Here is an 18,377-nt window from a genome sequence, read left to right on the forward strand (position 1 = left end):
AGTTTACCTGCTGATTGCCCATTTTAAAGTACTTAGGGTTTAACCTTATACCATCTAACCAATTTTTTCTACTTTCGTAACTTTCACACTTAGGTTTATTTCATCCTTATGTTTTAGTTTGGTTAACTTTAGGGGTTTTTAGCAATTCAAGTAGTATTGGATAGGTTCTATCCTATCTCTACATATAAGTTTCCCTATATGCTGACTATTTTAGCTACTAACTCATGACTAAAGTCACGAGTGTGCGTAGCTATTTTTTAATCAATTATTTAAATTCTATTCCATAGATTTTGACTTAATTCTCTACTTTTTGCTAGAATACTTTCTTCATCTATGTTTATTAACTTTCTATCTTTCATAAGTACTTTTCCATTTATAATAGTCGTATCTACACTTCTTCCACTCATTCCAAAGATAGTGTGTCCCCCTATTGTATTTTCTGTCAATGGAGTATGTGGTATATAATCAACCACTATTACGTCTGCATAAGCACCTTTTTTAAGTACTCCTAGGTCATTTTTATAGTAAGCTTTGGCTATTTTTCTATTGTTATCAAATAGCATTGTTTGTGACTCTCCAAATCCAACTCTTGGATCACTCAAGTGATGTTTATGGATTATATTAGCAACTTTTAATGATTCAAACATATCGCTAGTATATCCATCAGTTCCTAGTCCTACTGTAACATCTCTTTTTAATAGCTCTATTGCAGGAGAACATCCAACTGCATTTCCCATATTAGATTCTGGATTATGAACTACAAATGTGTTTGTTTTATTTAAAAGACTGATTTCATCTGTACTTATATATATACAATGAACTGCTATAGTCTTTTCCTTTAATACCCCAAAATCATTGAATCTTTCTAGAACTCTCTTTCCATATTTGTCTAAATTGTATTGTAAATCATCTATACCTTCAGCAACATGTACATGATAACCTGTATCAAGACCAGCCATTTCTAAAGCACACTTATTTAATGTATCATCAGATAATGTAAATGCAGCATGAAGACCAAACATTCCTTTTATCATGTCTGTATCATCTTTTTGAGCGTATTTTATAAAGTTTACGTTTTCATTGATACCTTGTTGGATTGTATTTCCACCATCTCTATCAGACACTTCATAACAAAGACACGTTCTAATTCCCAAATCCTTTGCAACATCTGATATTGTAAACAAACTACCTTCAATTGCATTTGGACTTGCATGATGGTCATAAACTGTTGTTACACCATTTTTTATACATTCTATATACGTTGCATATGCACTGTATTTTGTATCTTCCAGTGTAAGCTGTTTGTCAAGTCTCCACCATAAATTGTTTAGTATCTCTAAAAAGTTCTCAGAAGGTTTTCCTGGAACTGCCATTCCTCTAGCAAATGAGCTGTATATATGCATATGTGAATTTATTAGACCCGGCATGATTATTTTCTTGCCTGCATCTATAAATTCATGTACTGGATATTTAGCTTTCATTTCTTCTGTAGTACCTATATCTTCAATTAGATTATCATTTATTACTACACATCCATCTTCCATATAGGGATTTAAAGAATCTTGGCTTATTAGCCTCCCATTCCCCACTAAAATCATAAATTTATTCCTCCTTAAAGCTAAGATTTAATTTTTAAGTACTTTTCCTGCTTTAATTTTATTGTATTTTCCTTCTTCAACAACACAATTTCCATTTATAATTACGTAATCTATACCTGTAGGGTACTGCATAGAGTTGATAAAATCATCACAACCACTAACTGTATCCTTGTCAAATATAACTATATCTGCAAAATATCCTTCTTTTAATTCGCCTCTATCTTTTATACTAAAGCTTGTAGCTGCCTTTTTAGTCATTTTATAAACAGCTTCTTCGATTGTTAGTACATTTAACTCTCTAACATATCTTCCTAGTATTTTAGGGAAAGAACCATAAGCTCTTGGGTGTGGTTTCCCTGCTAAAAGACCATCTGTACATACATTTTGCTCATCTCTTTTCATGAATCCTATTATATGTTCTTCTAATCCATAGAAATCTACCATTCCAACTGCATTTTCTTCTTCCTTTAGTAAATCAAACGTTGCATCTAATGGGTCTTTTCCTCTCATTTTTCCAATTTCTAGTAAGCTCTTACCAATTGTATCTTTATTCTTTTCTGTTTTTACGCTTGTTACAAATATTTGGTCTATTCCAGCAAACTCTATAAAATTATCCCAACCTTCTATTCCATTTGCTATGTCTTTTTTCATTTTTGCTCTTTCGTTTTCATCACTTAATCTTTCTATTAATTTATCAGTTCCCCCAGAATGTGCCCAAGGAGGTAAAACTACTCCAAGCATTGTACTTCCTGCTGCATATGGATATTGGTCAAAAGATACTCTTATACCTTCCTTTTCTGCTTTTTCTAAAAGCTCTATAACTTGAGGTATATACTTCCAATTTGATTTACCACAAACCTTAAAGTGTGAAAAATGAACTTTTACTCCTGATTGTTTTCCAATTTCTATGATTTCTTCCATTGATGTTAAAATTGTATCTGCTTCACTTCTTTGGTGAACTACAAATACTCCATCATATTTTGCTACAACCTTACACATCTCTATAATTTCTTCAGTCAATGAGTATGCACAAGGTATATATATAAGTCCAGTAGACAATCCTATAGCTCCTGCTTTTAGCTCTCTCTCTGTGATTTCACACATTTTTTGAATTTCTTCTTTAGTAGCAGGTCTATCTTCAAGTCCCATTGCTTCCATTCTAACGTTTCCATGAGGTACTAAATAAGTTTCATTTAAACCTACCCCATTGTCATCCATCATTTTTAGATAATTCTCTGTAGTTTCATATTTCCAATCAATTTCATCACTTTCACCATCTAGGCCTGCTAAATTTTTTCTCCAAGAAGATATATGTTCTTGAGGTAGAGGGGCCATAGATATACCATCTTGGCCCAACACTTCTGTTGTAATTCCCTGTCTAATCTTTACCTCATTATATGGATTGACTAAAATAACTAGGTCTGAATGGCTATGAGTATCTATGAAACCTGGACATATAACTCTACCTTTTGCATCTATAACTTTGTCAACTTCTTCATTTAAATCCTGTGATATTTTTAATATTTTCTCATCTTCTATTAAAATATCTCCTTCATATGCTGGTGTTTTACTTCCATCTACTATAAGCCCATGTTTTATTAAAGTTCTCACAAAACCATCTCCTAATTATTTTTTATAAACTGATTTTAATATACCATAGTATCCTTCTGCACCTTTAAACAATTGGTCTAATTCTATATACTCATCTATTGTATGAGCAAGATTTTCTTTAGAAGGACCAAATCCTATAGTTCTTATTCCAGCCTCACCTGCATAGTGGCTTCCATTTGTACAGAATGAGTATTGAGTTATTTCTGAATCTATTCCAGCTTCTTTTAATCCTTTATATGCTGCTTGAACAAATTCATCTTCTTCATCATATAACCAACCTGGGAAGAATCTTTCACTCTCTATAGTATTTCCTGTGTAACAATCAGCTTTTTCAACTGCATAAGAAACTTTTGCATTTAATTCTTTATCTTCTTTCATCATTTCATCTAACAATGCTTGTATTGGAGCTAATACTCCTTCTCTTGTTTCTCCAACTAATAATCTTCTATCAAAAGTAGCTTTACAGTAATCTGGCACTACTGAAGCTCCTGGATATGGAGAAGATTTTATATCTGTTAAAACTAGTATTCCATCACCTAAAACTGGATGAGTTGGAGGTACTAATTGTTGTATCTTTTGGATTACATTAGCCATTTTGTAAACTGCATTTACACCTTTTTCTGGATTAGCAGAGTGAGCTGGTTTACCAAAAGTCTCTACTACTATTTCTCCTCTACCTCTTTGACCAATTTTTAAATTTAATTCTGAAGATTCACCTATTACAACATAATCAGGTTGAACAGCCTTACTTATTTCTCTAGCTGAAACTCCTTCAAATATTTCTTCGTGAACAACACCTGCTACGTATAATTCACCTTCAAAATCTTTGTTAGTATCTTCTGCAAAGTATGAAACAGCCGCCATCATAGCACTTACTTGACCCTTCATATCAGAAGTTCCTCTACCATATATTTTACCATCTACTATTCTTCCTTCAAAAGGAGGAACGCTCCATTTACTTGCATCTGGAACTGGAACTGTGTCTATATGTCCATCAAATAATATTTTTTTACCTGGTTTGTTTCCTTTTATACATCCTACTATATTTCCATATTTATCTCTCGACCAGCTATCAAAACCTAGCAAAGCAAAATTCTCTTCTATTGCTTTTACTACATTTTCTTCTTGACCTGAATAACTAGCATTTCTTATTAAATCTTGGCATACTTCAGTTAATTGTTTTTTTCTTATTTCATTTAACATTTTGATATTCCCCCATATAATTTTTAATTTGTTGACGTTTTACTTTGATATTTCACTTAATCTATTGATTTTTTACTTCTTTATATTTTATTTATTAAACTTTTATTTAGACTTTATTTTAATTTTATTTAGTTTTTATTTTGAGTTTTTCATTTGCTTAAGTTTTTATTTTACTTATTAAGTTTTTATTTTACTTAAGTCTTTTATTTACTTTGGCACTCACCATTCCAAACTATATCTCTATATTTGTCAGGGTCAGTGTCTCCTTCTGTACTTATTAATAATACTTTAGAGTTCTCATCTAGTTTTAAAGCTTCTCTTAAATCTTTTAAATCTTCACTTTCAAGAATTGAAACTAATGCTCCAGTTGTAACTGCTCCAGATTCTCCAGATATTACTTTCTCATCTCCTCTTAAAGGATTTCCTAGTATTCTCATACCTTTAGCAGACACCCAGTCTGGTGCTGAAACGAATGCTGATGAATAATTTTTTAACACTTCAAACCCTATAGTATTTGGCTCTCCACAAGCAAGCCCTGCCATTATAGTTGGCATATCTCCTCCAACAAATCTTGGCTTTCCATCTCCTGCTTCTGCTGATTTATAGTAACAGTCAGCTTCATCAGCCTCTACTACTACTGTTATTGGGCATTCATCATATATTGAAGCAATATACCCTTGGACTGCACCAGCAAGTGAACCAACTCCTGCTTGCACAAATACGTGTGTTGGTCTATCTACTCCATGTTCTTTTAATTGCTCTATAGCTTCTTTAGCCATAGTTCCATATCCTTGCATTATCCATGCTGGTATTTCTTCATATCCGTCCCATGCTGTATCTTGAACCATTACTCCATGGTCATCAGCTTCTGCATAATCATTAGCTAATCTTACTGCATCATCATAGTTTAAGTCTGTTATACTAGCATCTGCTCCTTCTCCTTTGATTTTATTTAATCTAAATTCAGAAGAACCTTTTGGCATTAATACAACAGATTTTTGACCTAATTTATTGGCTGTCCAAGCAACTCCTCTACCGTGATTTCCATCTGTAGCTGTAAAGAAAGTTATTTCTCCTAACTTTTCTTTTATTTCTTTTGAAGTTAATTTATCATATCCTAACTCCGATATATCTGTATCTAATCTTTGAGCTAGGTATCTACCCATAGAGTAAGAACCCCCTAAAACTTTAAATGCGTTTAATCCAAATCTATAAGACTCATCTTTAACATATATTCCGCTTACTCCTAGTGATTTTGCTAAGTTATCTAATTTAACTAAAGGAGTTTTTTCATATTGTGGAAAGCTCTCATGGAAAGCTTTAGCCTTTGCAATTTCTTCATCTTTTAAAAATTCAATCCCTTTTTCTTTTTCCTCTGATTTAGGTAAGTTATTTAATTTCCATTTTATTTCTCTCATTTATTTTATATTCCCCTTTCAAATTTTTCGGTGTCATTTTAATGTTTTATCTTTGTGTTTTAATAGTAAAGCAATTACTATGCCAATATTATTTATTCTAAAAACAATTTTTTTATGTTGGAATTACATATATTTATAAGATTTCTTTAAAATTTATAAATATTAAATATGAAAAGTAAGATTTATAAAAGAAAAAATTCTCATATTGGGAAATTTTTATCAATACGAGAATTATCAATTCGAGAAATCGTTTCTTTATTTTAATTTTTGCTTTGTTATGCTCTTATTCTTTATATGTCTACTATTTTGTCATATATCTTACTACTTTTATTTTCTATAATTGCTATTTCATTTTGTCAATGAATATAACGTCTTTATTTGCAAGTTCAAATTTACCGGATATACTTTGAATAGCTGGAAGAGTGTTTAAATATCCTTTTTCATTTAATACTAGTTCCACTAAATGCTTCTTTTGCATAGAAAAATTATCATTTTAGCTATATTTTAACATATAGTCAAATTTTTTTAAAATATATATAACATTACTTATTTGTATATTTTCATAAAAATACATAATCTTAATTATAAAAAATTCTTTTTATATCGCAATTAGCTTAATTATAATACACAAATAATAAAATAATGTGTTATTTGAAGTAAAAATAGACAACTCAAAGTTAATACCAGCAAATTAATTTAAAAATAAAAAAGGAGTATATTATCATAAAACTCCTTTTTCTTTTATAGCTTATTTATCCAAGTAAATTGGAGGATATTTTAAATTCTTAAGTTTCTTAACATCCGTCAGTTCATGACCATCACTTGAGTCATATATTTGTAATAAAACCTTGTTTACGCGTAAAGCATAATAATCATCACTATAAAAATATTGATATTCATATTGAGAATCATCCTTATAAAATACCTTATAAAGGATACCCTCGTAACTTGCCTTTTTTGCTTTTTCTTTTATAATTTTACTTATATTATCTTTTGAAACGCCCTGTTCTACCATGTATTTATTAATACGTTTTTCAGCTTCATTCCAAGGTTTAAAGTATTTATCATATACAAAAAATCCCGTAAATCCTATAATTAATACTAGTAAAACAACTCGATATTTTTTCATATAAACCTCCTTATTTTAATAAAAGTTATCATATTTAAATTCATTATAATGAACTTTAACTATGTTATAAATTTTCTAATACACTAAGACTTTGGAATATCAAAATCATAGTTACAACTTAATTGTAAAGTTTTAATGTATTTTCCAGATTTATTAACTTGAACAACTTTAATCGGTATATAATTCTTATAAGGAAGTTCTACAATACCATCCTTTTTATTAAATGTTTTTTTAACTACATCAAAGAACTCTGTCTCTGTTAATTTAGTATTAGTTAATGACTTAAATATATTGTATATGGCTTTAACATATTTATCATTTTCAAACAATTCCATATTTTCTGGATATTCTTTAGCACACAGAATATATAGTGTTGCCTTACCTTTTTTATAGTCTTCGGACATAGAGTAATTTAAACTTTGAATAGATTTTGTAGGAGGATTTTCGAAGCCTCCTATAGATACTACAAAACTACCATCTGAAAATGAATTCGCAACTGTAAGACCACTATCTGTTATAGCTTTTGAAAACTTTTTAGATATATCTTGTCTAACCTTATAAACTCCTTCTATGGTGTTAATTTGTTTCGAATAATCTTCAAATAGTTTAGGTTCGTATTCTTCAGTTGCTTTAGTTTCAGTTTCAATTAAGTTTTTTGATGAATTAGGCATACATCCTGCCATTAAACATACACTTATACTCAAAACTAATATCATAGCTAATATAGATTTTTTTACTTTCATATACTTTCTTCCTCCATTATATCTCTACTTATCAAGTATTTATTAATTACTTACCATAGCACCTTCGTTTATGACTAATCATTCTGATAAATATCAGAAAACTTATAAATTCTTATACTATAAAAAATAAGGATGATATCTTCTGTTATTAAAAAGATATCATCCTTATTTTTTAGTATCAATATATATGACCCAACTAGTAGTTCAATCGACCCAACTGTCATTATTTTAGTTTAATGGTATGTATATGTTTAGTCCAAAGTTTCCTTATTTCATCTTTTAACATCTTCACTATTATTTTTAAGACTATCTATAACAAATATAATTATTTATATTATGATAGAACTTTTTTATCTTCTTTCTTACAAGTTAATATACCTTTTAGTATAATAAAACATATAAGTATTAATAAAACCAATAGTAACTTAGATATAAACTTCAGCATATTGTATGCCAAGAAATTAAAAAAATTTCTTCTTTATTTAAATTATTGTTGATCTTCTTCCAATTTTCTATATAATGTAGCCAAACCTATACCCAAGTCTTTTGCTATTTTCTTCTTCGTCTTTGTATCTCTTCCGTATTTATTCAACAACTTATTTATATAAGTAAACTCTAATTCTTTAATTGAAAGTATCTTTTCTTGATTTTCTACTATCCCTTCAACTATATCATCTTCAAATGTTACATTTGTACTCTTACATACATTTCCATTAATATTATAATAGTTCAAGATATCTAACGGAAGCATATCTTTGTATATTATTCCATCATCTCCAACTAAATTCATCATATATTCAACTGCATTTTCCAGTTCTCTTATATTTCCCGGCCAATTATAGTTAATCAACATATTCATTACATTTTCTTCTATTTTATTCAATTGAATACCTAATTCTAAAGAATATTTAGAAGCAAACTTCATCATTATTGCTTCAATATCATCTTTTCTTTCCCTAAGAGGTGGCAAATTTATAGGAATTACATTTAATCTATAGTATAAATCATCTCTAAACTTACCCTCATTTACTAATTTCAATAAATTTTTATTTGTAGCAGCAATCACTCTTATATCTAAATCTATAAGTTTATTTGACCCAATTCTCGCAAATTTTCGCTCTTGTAAAACTCTAAGTAACTTTGCTTGTAGAGGCATTGATAAATCGCCCATTTCATCAAGAAATATAACACCTTCATTTGCAAGTTCAAATTTACCTACTTTACCTCCACTATTAGCTCCACTAAATGCTCCCTTTATATAGCCAAATAATTCACTTTCAAGTAGGTTTTCTGGGATAGCGGCACAGTTTATAGCAATAAATGGCTTATTCCACCTACTACCTTCAGCATGTATGGCTCTAGCAATTAACTCTTTACCAGTCCCACTTTCTCCAGTTATAAGAACAGTTGAATTTGATTTCGCTAATTTCTTAGTTCTCTCTTTTACTTTTACCATTGCTTCTGAATTTCCAATTATAGAATCTATATCACTATTTCCCCATCCACTATTAACTTTTCCATGTCCTTTATGATTGATATATGTCTTATCAAATATTATTATTTTGTCATATTGATTTATATATGGATATACAGGAATTATTTTGGCATTTATATTATAAATCTTGTTATCAATATCAATTTCTAATAGTTCATGTCCATTTGAGGAGGATTCAACAGATACTATATTTACTATATTTTCTCTTATCTCTTTCTCAATATCCAATTTTTTTAAAGCAATATTGTTTATGTAAGATATTTTGCTATTTATGTCCAGTATTATAACGCCTTTTTCAACATTTTCAATTATTTCTATCATCATATCCATTTTTCTACTACTATTTTTTGACGCTTCATGTTCTTCTATCTTCATAGAAATTAAATCACATATATGATTGACAAATTTTAAATAATTATCTATTTTTTCACTTATTTCTATTTTTTTAGTTTTATCTGTACTAATAGCACCAATTACTCCTATAGTTCGATTATTATACTTTATTGGAACTGCTATTATTACTTTATTTAAGCATTTCATGTAATGGGAACATTCTATACAAAGCTGATTGTCGCATATATCTAATACGACTAATTCCTGACCTGTCTGTATAACTTTATCATAAATAAAGCCCTCTGTAACAACGCTTTCATTTATCTTTGATTTATATAGACCTGTGCCACTAATTCTTATTAATCTATCATCAACTATTTCAATATCTACATCTAACACACTAGCTACTGTTTCAGTGTATTTTATCATTTCTTGTTGAAATTCTTTTAATTTACTTAACATAGTCTCCCCCATTAGAATTTAATTTACCAAATTATCAGTTTAGCTATATTTTAACATATAGTCAATTTTAAAAATATATATAAAACATTACTTATTTATATATTTGCATTAAAACACATAATCTTAATTGTAAAAAGTTTGTTTCATATAATTATTACCTTAATTGTAATATACAGATAATAAAATAAATCACAATGCAATAATAAAATACAAAAAAGCTTTCCTCGTATAACAAATATATTTTTGACACAAAAATATACATTACATGAGAAAAGCTCAATAGTTAAATATTTAGATAGATTTTTATATAGACTTTTTAATATAAACTTTTTTAATTGTAGACTTTTTTTTATTAGTTTTTAATTTTCATTAGTTTTGTTATTGGTTTTATTGTTATAATACTTATAGTACTGCCATTGCTTCAATTTCTAAAACTGCATCTTTTGGTAATTGAGCAACTTGTACACATGATCTTGCTGGTGGATTTTCTTTAAAATATGTAGCATACACTTCATTAATATCATTAAAATCCTTTAAATCTTTTACAAATACTGTAGTCTTAAATATTTTATCCATACTTGTACCAGCTTGTTCTAATATTGCTTTTACATTATCTAAAGAAGCTTTTGTTGCTTCTTTTGGGTCAGATACTAACTCACCAGTCTTCATATCTATTGGAAGTTGACCTGATGTAGAAACTATATTTCCAACTTGAATCGCTTGAGAATATGGTCCAATTGCTCCTGGAGCTTTCTCTGTAGCTATTACTACTTTTGACATGACTTCACCTCCTATTATTAAGTTATATTTACAGGAAAATAAAATTTCCTAAACACCAATATCAATATGAACCTTTAGATTAAATTTCAAATCTAAAACTTCAAATAATCAATACTTAGATGATTATATTTATTTGTGTCCATGTTAACTTTTATTAAAGCAATTAACATGCCAAACTTTACCTATATATAAAATTTTGTGAAGTCATTCAAACTAGCCACATCTAAATATTTTTATAAAAAAACGCTTCAAAATTATTTTTCCGTAATGTCAATTTTTTTCTCATATCTAGAAATTTACCAACTTGAGAATTCTTGTTTTGAGAATTTATACGTTAAAACTAGTTTTTTAATCCTAAATTATCAAGTTATTATGTATGAAAGAACTATAGTTGACAATCCAACCACTATAAATAGTAAAAACTTTACCCAAACCTTATTTACTCTAGTTATCATAGAGCCTATTGAAAATATAATAGCTAAATATAATAGTAACCAAAAAATCATCAATATCCATCACCATTGCTGAGAACTCACAAATCCCTCTTTTAATAACCTTACTTCATAGCATTATTCTTCTCATAATAAATTTATAATCTATCAGTAAATTATTATGTTGATTACCTCTCAGCAACTTTCTCCTTTCCTATTTTTTAAATCTTTTATAGAATTGTATCATGTCTGAATGAATTTTCATACTATTAAGTCTCTTTTATAATAAAGTATTAGATCTCATTCTATGTCCAATAATGTAAGATTGTAGTTATTTTATTGATTTTAATAAATTTATTTAATATACTTATATTAATTATTTTTTATTAGGGGGATTTTTTAATATGGGTAAAAGTGAATTAACAGCAGAAACAACAGAGGAAATGTTAAAGATATTAAGTGGTAAAGATTATAATATTGCTTGTGATTTACATGAGCTTGGTAAATCATTAGATTGCAAAATTGAACCAAAGACAGGTGCTCGTTCTTACAAGATAGTATATTCCACTAAGAAACCAAAACGTAGCCTATTTACTATAGAATGTAACGAAAAAAAATGGAGAGTTAAAGCAAATCTTTTTCATCTAAATACATATAAAGATGCTGTAGAAGAATGTTCTAAAACTATTAAGGAAAGTATCACTAAAACTCGTACTTGTAAAAAATGTAATTCAAAGTGTATTGGTGGTTCTTCATTTAAATTAGATGGAAAGTCTTACTTGACTTGTATAGGAAGTGGTCATTATTTTGCAAATATGGAAGAAAGCGATTGGAAAAACTTAGAAAAATTAATTACTAAAGAAAATAATATTATGCAGGAATCTATATAGTTTTTAGGGTAACTGTTGAAATATATGAGTGATACTAGATATTTAAATAAATATTGTAAAATAAAAGTAGTGTCTCAAAATGAACTTTTTAGTTCTCGAGACACTTTTTTGTATGAAATCAAATATATTTTCATCATTTCAACAATGAAAAAAAGGCTTATCTCTATTTTGAGACAAACCCTTTATTATATACAAACACACTATACCAACTTGCCCATTTCATATGCCTGTTTCATTGACTCACTTCCCTTAATATCACCTATGTGCCAAGCTCCTACACCATATACTATACCTTTTTCCTTAGAGCCATTTAAACATGATGTAAACCCTCTAAAACCTTCTATTGTTCTTTCCATATCATCCACATTATTGTCTGCTGCTGCGACAATAAAATAGAAATCTTTATCACAAATTTCAGTATATCTAGAACAAGTTCTATCAATCATAGTTTTCATTTGTGCATTCATAGTATAAAAATAAACTGGAGTTGCCAAAACAATCACGTCTGCTTCAATCATTTTTTCAAGAATTTCTCCCATATCATCCTTCTGTGGACAACTTGCTCCTTTTTCATAACAAGCACCACATCCAGTACAATAGTTAACATCTTTATCTTTTAAAAATATTTTCTCTACTTGATTTTTAGATTCTAACACTCCTTGCATAAATTGGTCACACAATAAATCAGAATTACCGCCTTTTCTAGGACTAGCGGACACTATTAATACATTTTTACTCATAAGATACTTCCTCCAATTTTTTATTTATACTCTTGCCTAATGTCTTTTCTTTTTCAATAAGACCTTCTTCGTATCTATCAATCTTAAAATTTAATCGTTCCAAAGTTTTTTGCATTTCTTCCATTCTTTTCACTAGTTGATTTCGCTGTTCTATCAAAAGTTCTTTTCTCGCTTGGATAGTACTATTTCCTTGTTGAAACATAGCCACATATTCAATCAATGTCTCAATAGAAAGACCTGCTCTTCTCATACATTTTATAAAATTAACCCACTCACAATCTTTTTCTGTAAAAGACCTAATTCCACTTTTATTTCTACCTACAGGCGGTATCAGACCAATTCGTTCATAATATCGTAAAGTATCTGCTGAAAGTTCGTATTTTTTGCTAACTTCTGAAATCGTCATACATATATACCTCTCTTGATATTGTATAGATTAAAATATCATTAAATAATTTAAATATATTCTATCGAAAGTACTTATTTTGTCTATCTATAGTTAGTAACTTATCAAAATTATTGACTCTATTTATCTACAGTTAGTAAGCTATCAAAACCATTTACCTTATTTATCTACATATAATTATTTTTCAAAATTATTTATCCTGCTTATTTACAGCTACTAATTATTTTTCAAAAATTTCTGCCACATTCTTTAAGGCATCTATAATTTTAATATGTTGTGGGCAACTTTCCTCACATTGTTTACATCCAATACAATCTGATGCTTTACCATAAGTCTTAGTATAGTTATTATAGTAAACCATCTGTGTTGAAAATCCAGCATTAATAGCTTGTTTTTCTGAATTATACAATGCAAAATAGTTTGGAATAGCAATATTTTTTGGACATCCTTCTACACAATACTGACATGCAGTACATGGAACTGCAATTGATTCATTGATAATTTCTACAGCTTCGTCTATAACATCATATTCTTCTTTTATGAATGGTTTAAAATTTTGCATATATCCTGTATTATCTAACAATTGTTCCATATTTGACATTCCACTTAATACCATCATAACATTGTCTTTACTTGCTGCAAAACGGATTGCCCAAGATGGTATTGACATATCTGGATTATAGTCACTCAATAACTTCTCTGCCTTTTCTGGTATCTTTGCAAGTGTGCCTCCTTTTACTGGCTCCATAACAATTACAGGTTTATTGTGCTTCTCTGCTATCTCATAGCATTTTCTAGATTGTATACTTTCATTATCCCAGTCTAAATAGTTAATCTGTAATTGGACAAAGTCTACTTCTGGATGCTCAGTCAAGACTTTATCTAATAATTCTGCACTATCATGAAAAGAAAAGCCAATATTCTTTATTTTTCCTTCTTTTTTCTTTTCTTCAATAAACTTAAAGCTATCAAATTTTTTGGCTACCTCATAATGTGATACACCTATATTGTGTAAAAGATAATAATCAAAATAATCTACACCACACTTTTCTAACTGTTCATTAAAAATAGTCTCTTGTTCTTCTTTTTTCTTTAAAACCATTAATGGTAGTTTTGTAGCTACAGTAAAACTATCTCTTTTGTGTCTCTTTACTAAAGATTCTCTCAACGCTATCTCACTTTTTCCCATATGGTATACATAAGCTGTATCAAAATATGTAAACCCTCTCTCTAAAAAAGTATCAACCATTTTATTTAAATATTCCATATCAATAGTTGTAACATCATTTTCATCTTTTACTGGTAAACGCATTAATCCAAAACCTAATTTTTTTGCTTCCATTTTCTTACTTCCCCCTTTAAGTATTCTCTATTTTAACTTGTGCTTCTAAATACTTATAAATTTTCTATAATTATACTTTACTACTTAGAGTTAACTTTAAGTCAATAGTTTTTTTATTTTTTAGCTAAATATTCTAAAGATTTATCTATTATTCATTAATTATCTAGTTCATAGTCCCTCATATATTTTTGTTAGAGTTTAAAGAATAAGCTATTTGTAATATTTTAACCTTGTAAGATTAGTATATCAATTGAACGTTACTAATTTCAATTAATACACGCTTTTATTTCTTATATATAGCATTCTAAATTAAATATATATAGTAAAAATGCCCTTAAAATCCATTTATTTAGATTTTAAAGACATTCTCTTTATTTTTAGGCTATATTTTTAGCAACTAATTCACATATAACATAGAATATAACAACTATTCTTAAGTGAAAAATATTCATTTTTCATAGTATAGATTTAGATGTATGTCATTAATTGGATATAATTTTACCATCATTAATAGTTATAATATTATCAGCACTCTCAGCTATTTCATTATTATGAGTTATCATAACTAATGTCTGTTTATATTCATTAACACAAAACTTTAATACATCCATTACTTCCCTAGTTGTTTTACTATCTAAATTTCCAGTCGGTTCATCCGCTAATATTACTGAAGGCTTATTTGCAAGTGCTCTAGCAATTGCAACCCTTTGCTGTTGTCCACCTGATAATTCATTGGGAAATTTCTTGATTTGCGACTTAAGACCCAATTTAATTATTAAATCTTCTATATATTCCTTATCTATCTTTTCACCACTAAGTGAAATAGGCAGTATTATATTTTCATAAACATTTATAACTGGTATTAAATTAAAACTTTGAAATATAAACCCAAATTCTTTACTTCTTATCTTAGACAGTTTATCGTCATTTAAAGTATATAAATCTAAATTATCCATAAGTACTTTACCTGAAGTAGGTTTATCAAGCCCTGCCATACAATGAAGTAGTGTACTCTTTCCAGAACCGCTTTGACCAACTATAGCTGTAAATTTATTAGGTTGTATTTCTAAATTAATCCCGTCAATAGCTTTAACTTCGCTATCACCCTTACCATATATTTTTCTTAAGTCTAGAGTTTTTAAAGTTTTCATAAATTCGACCCCCAAAATTAATCAGCATCTTTTATTCCTTCAATAATATTCATCTTTTTAAAATCTCTATTACTTGTTATTACTGCAATTAAACATACAGTTATTGATATAATAAAAAATATTATTGATTCCTTAAGTGGAAATGTAAAAGACATAAAATGTTCTATTCCAAAGTTTATATAAGCATTATTTTTCCAGTTTACAAATTTAATTAAGCTTATTATAGATGGAATCAAAGAAATTACAAAACTTAATATTGTATATGCTAATGCTTCATAAATAACCATTTTTTTCATATTTTTTACACTTAACCCTATTGCTCTAAGTGTTGAAATTTCTTTTCTTCTCATAATGAGACTAGTTCTTATTGTACAAAAAATATTAACTCCTGCTATTATTAAAACTAATAATATTATTGATATCTGTGATTTAATATAATTTACATTTGCTGTCTTTCCCATCTCTTTAAAACTCAATCTACTATCAAATTTAGATAAATGTATACTGTTAGAAATTTTTTTCACTTCTTTATTTACAGTTTCATCATATGAGTCTTCTAAGTTTATGCCTAATTCAGTGTATTTCTGTTCCCCAGTAAGGTATTTAGCATGATTATTAGATGTGATAACCTCAAATTTACGACCAGGACCACCATCTCCTTTAAATGCCCAGTCAGGATTTAAGGTTGCACATACTCTTACTTTATTTTCTTTATATAAAGTTTTATTATTCTCTGTAATCGGGACTTTTATTGTTATTATATTCCCTACTTTCACATCTTTAAAAACATTTTCATATGTATGATCATCAACTTCGTCATAATAATAATTATATACTGCCACATTTGGATATCCATTTGTCATTTTCCCTATATCATTTAAAATCCCCTCTTGTACAAAATTTTTTAATGTCCCATTTATATAATTATTTTCATAGAATTTTAAATTCATTTCATATTCCATTGTATCATTTTCTCGTATCCCATTGTGCTTTATAAATTCTTTATTTATCTCATTCTTTTTAAACTCGAAGATTCCGCTTTCTACTTGAATCTTATTTATACTTTTTACACCATCTATATTTTGTATTTTATTCACATCATTATCTGTATATTTTAAATTATCTACATCTGAAATTTCTGCAACAAATTCCATTGTTATATCATATTTATTGTATATATCCTCAATTTTATTACTTACCTCTTCTTGCATACTTGAAAATGTAGTTATAAATATATATCCTCCTAGTGCAATTGATATCATCGAGATAAACGCTCTACCTTTATTTCTTCCTATATTTTTAAGTCCCATAAACCCATAAAATCCAAATATTCTACTTAAAAGTTTATTTAATTTATAACTTTCTCTATATTTTTTAACCTTATCTACTTTCTTTATAGCTTCAATAGGTGATATTATACCTATTTTCCAAATAGGTATAATACAAGAAATAATTACAGAAAATACACCTATTATTATAGCTTTCATGATATTTGCATTACTTACATATAATTTTGGATTTATTGATGCCTGTTTATATAGTTCTATATTGTGGCTATTAATCCCTATATATGAAAATGTTACACCTAATATTAATCCCCCAATTATACCTACAACCATTATGATTAATGCTTGATATATTATTATACATCTAACATTTTTCTTGCTTGAACCTGTTAACCTAAGTAAACCCATTTCTCTTATTGTTTCATTTAATGTGATATTAAAAATATTAAATATGAAAATTGATGCTGTAATTATAATTAAAACTTCTCTTTTAAAAACATCTGGATTAATATTTTCTTCTATATCCATTGTTTTTACCATAAGTGGAGAATTTGGTATGCAACTATACCTTCCTATATTATTCCTTCTCATAATATTTTCAGCTTGTCCCCTAATATTTTTCCAACCAGTCTTTAAACTTAATGTACTATTATAACTAATTGTATCTTGTGGTATTATGTTATTATTTTCATCATTTTCGTAAGTAAATGCTTCAAGTTCATAAACATAGTCATAATATCCCTTTGGTTTTTCTATAACTCCTACAAGTTTAAATTCTTCATCTATAGTATAAATTTGATTACTTCCATTTGAATCTTTATATTCCTTTTTTACTGTAAGATTTATAGTAGAATTTAATGTATCAGGTATATTCATTGCTTCTATAGCTTTTTTTTCTATTACTATTTCGTTACTACTTTCAGGAAATCTACCTTTTATCAATTTACTAGATTTTCCTGTTAAGTAATCTTTGTTTATTGATTTTAGTAATACAGAATTTCCTTTTTTATCTGTAACACTACCTAAATTTTGTACTGTAGTAATTTTTGATACATTCTCATCACTTTTTAACTTTTCAATACTCTCTGGGTTTAAATCAGTACATTCCACATGATATCCACCATAAAGTTTTTGTACCGCATTTAAATCATTTTTATTTTGAGAATCTTTTATAACATTCAATCCAAATATCAAGATTACACCTAATACAACACCTAGTATCAAAAGTGAAGTTCTAATCCTATTTTTTCTTAAATATGCAAGTGACATCTTTAAGTATATTCCCATAAATCCCCCTCCTTTTTAAGATTAAGTTATTATCAAAAAATTCTATTATTAAATACTTTGTACAATAATATT

General features: G+C 28.0%; 14 protein-coding genes. 1 reads left to right on the forward strand and 13 read right to left on the reverse strand.

Going from position 1 to position 18,377, the window contains the following annotated elements; translation table 11 throughout:
- Positions 1–269 precede the first annotated feature (269 nt).
- From ssnA to JJC02_15610, 8 genes are all read right to left on the reverse strand, one after another.
- Complete coding sequence (gene ssnA / locus JJC02_15575) at positions 270–1,598, reverse strand: putative aminohydrolase SsnA (GenBank protein UDN54277.1); 1,329 nt, start codon at positions 1,596–1,598, stop codon at positions 270–272.
- A gap of 27 nt (positions 1,599–1,625) precedes the next feature.
- Complete coding sequence (locus JJC02_15580; GenBank protein ID UDN54278.1) at positions 1,626–3,209, reverse strand: D-aminoacylase; 1,584 nt, start codon at positions 3,207–3,209, stop codon at positions 1,626–1,628.
- 15 nt (positions 3,210–3,224) lie between these two features.
- The gene (locus JJC02_15585) at positions 3,225–4,412 is read right to left on the reverse strand and encodes a YgeY family selenium metabolism-linked hydrolase (protein UDN54279.1); all 1,188 of its coding nucleotides are present in this window, start codon (positions 4,410–4,412) and stop codon (positions 3,225–3,227) included.
- 203 nt (positions 4,413–4,615) lie between these two features.
- Complete coding sequence (gene dpaL, locus JJC02_15590) at positions 4,616–5,830, reverse strand: diaminopropionate ammonia-lyase (protein UDN54280.1); 1,215 nt, start codon at positions 5,828–5,830, stop codon at positions 4,616–4,618.
- 748 nt (positions 5,831–6,578) lie between these two features.
- Positions 6,579–6,959 (reverse strand): DUF3139 domain-containing protein, encoded by a 381-nt coding sequence (locus JJC02_15595; GenBank protein ID UDN54281.1) that lies wholly within the window; start codon positions 6,957–6,959, stop codon positions 6,579–6,581.
- A gap of 83 nt (positions 6,960–7,042) precedes the next feature.
- Positions 7,043–7,702 carry a hypothetical protein gene (locus JJC02_15600; GenBank protein UDN54282.1) on the reverse strand — a complete coding sequence of 220 codons (660 nt, stop codon included), beginning with the start codon at positions 7,700–7,702 and terminating at the stop codon, positions 7,043–7,045.
- Positions 7,703–8,189: 487 nt separating this feature from the next.
- Positions 8,190–9,992, reverse strand: a complete 1,803-nt coding sequence (locus JJC02_15605) for a sigma 54-interacting transcriptional regulator (protein UDN54283.1) — start codon at positions 9,990–9,992, stop codon at positions 8,190–8,192.
- A 402-nt stretch (positions 9,993–10,394) separates the two neighbouring features.
- Positions 10,395–10,772, reverse strand: coding sequence for a RidA family protein (locus JJC02_15610; protein UDN54284.1), 378 nt, complete (start codon positions 10,770–10,772; stop codon positions 10,395–10,397).
- Positions 10,773–11,607: 835 nt separating this feature from the next.
- Here JJC02_15610 and JJC02_15615 point away from each other — a divergent pair.
- The gene (locus JJC02_15615) at positions 11,608–12,093 is read left to right on the forward strand and encodes a hypothetical protein (GenBank protein UDN54285.1); all 486 of its coding nucleotides are present in this window, start codon (positions 11,608–11,610) and stop codon (positions 12,091–12,093) included.
- A gap of 200 nt (positions 12,094–12,293) precedes the next feature.
- Here JJC02_15615 and JJC02_15620 read toward each other — a convergent pair whose 3' ends face one another.
- From JJC02_15620 to JJC02_15640, 5 genes are all read right to left on the reverse strand, one after another.
- Entirely contained in the window at positions 12,294–12,833 is a 540-nt protein-coding gene (locus tag JJC02_15620; GenBank protein ID UDN54286.1) for a flavodoxin family protein, read from the reverse strand.
- Positions 12,826–13,239, reverse strand: coding sequence for a MerR family transcriptional regulator (locus JJC02_15625; GenBank protein UDN54287.1), 414 nt, complete (start codon positions 13,237–13,239; stop codon positions 12,826–12,828). Before JJC02_15625 ends, JJC02_15620 begins: the two co-directional genes overlap by 8 nt.
- Positions 13,240–13,459: 220 nt before the next feature.
- Positions 13,460–14,581 (reverse strand): aldo/keto reductase, encoded by a 1,122-nt coding sequence (locus JJC02_15630; GenBank protein ID UDN54288.1) that lies wholly within the window; start codon positions 14,579–14,581, stop codon positions 13,460–13,462.
- A gap of 482 nt (positions 14,582–15,063) precedes the next feature.
- Positions 15,064–15,732, reverse strand: a complete 669-nt coding sequence (locus JJC02_15635; GenBank protein UDN54289.1) for an ABC transporter ATP-binding protein — start codon at positions 15,730–15,732, stop codon at positions 15,064–15,066.
- A 17-nt stretch (positions 15,733–15,749) separates the two neighbouring features.
- Entirely contained in the window at positions 15,750–18,305 is a 2,556-nt protein-coding gene (locus JJC02_15640; GenBank protein ID UDN54290.1) for an ABC transporter permease, read from the reverse strand.
- Positions 18,306–18,377 lie beyond the last annotated feature (72 nt).

The sequence above is a fragment of the Clostridioides sp. ES-S-0054-01 genome, from assembly GCA_021561035.1.
GTDB lineage: Bacteria > Bacillota > Clostridia > Peptostreptococcales > Peptostreptococcaceae > Clostridioides.

Coding starts and splice junctions, on each gene's coding strand:
- ssnA (UDN54277.1), bottom strand. CDS start 1,598: ATGATTTTAGTGGGGAATGGGAGGCTAATAAGCCAAGATTCTTTAAAT.
- JJC02_15585 (UDN54279.1), bottom strand. CDS start 4,412: ATGTTAAATGAAATAAGAAAAAAACAATTAACTGAAGTATGCCAAGAT.
- dpaL (UDN54280.1), bottom strand. CDS start 5,830: ATGAGAGAAATAAAATGGAAATTAAATAACTTACCTAAATCAGAGGAA.
- JJC02_15595 (UDN54281.1), bottom strand. CDS start 6,959: ATGAAAAAATATCGAGTTGTTTTACTAGTATTAATTATAGGATTTACG.
- JJC02_15600 (UDN54282.1), bottom strand. CDS start 7,702: ATGAAAGTAAAAAAATCTATATTAGCTATGATATTAGTTTTGAGTATA.
- JJC02_15605 (UDN54283.1), bottom strand. CDS start 9,992: ATGTTAAGTAAATTAAAAGAATTTCAACAAGAAATGATAAAATACACT.
- JJC02_15610 (UDN54284.1), bottom strand. CDS start 10,772: ATGTCAAAAGTAGTAATAGCTACAGAGAAAGCTCCAGGAGCAATTGGA.
- JJC02_15615 (UDN54285.1), top strand. CDS start 11,608: ATGGGTAAAAGTGAATTAACAGCAGAAACAACAGAGGAAATGTTAAAG.
- JJC02_15620 (UDN54286.1), bottom strand. CDS start 12,833: ATGAGTAAAAATGTATTAATAGTGTCCGCTAGTCCTAGAAAAGGCGGT.
- JJC02_15625 (UDN54287.1), bottom strand. CDS start 13,239: ATGACGATTTCAGAAGTTAGCAAAAAATACGAACTTTCAGCAGATACT.
- JJC02_15630 (UDN54288.1), bottom strand. CDS start 14,581: ATGGAAGCAAAAAAATTAGGTTTTGGATTAATGCGTTTACCAGTAAAA.
- JJC02_15635 (UDN54289.1), bottom strand. CDS start 15,732: ATGAAAACTTTAAAAACTCTAGACTTAAGAAAAATATATGGTAAGGGT.
- JJC02_15640 (UDN54290.1), bottom strand. CDS start 18,305: ATGGGAATATACTTAAAGATGTCACTTGCATATTTAAGAAAAAATAGG.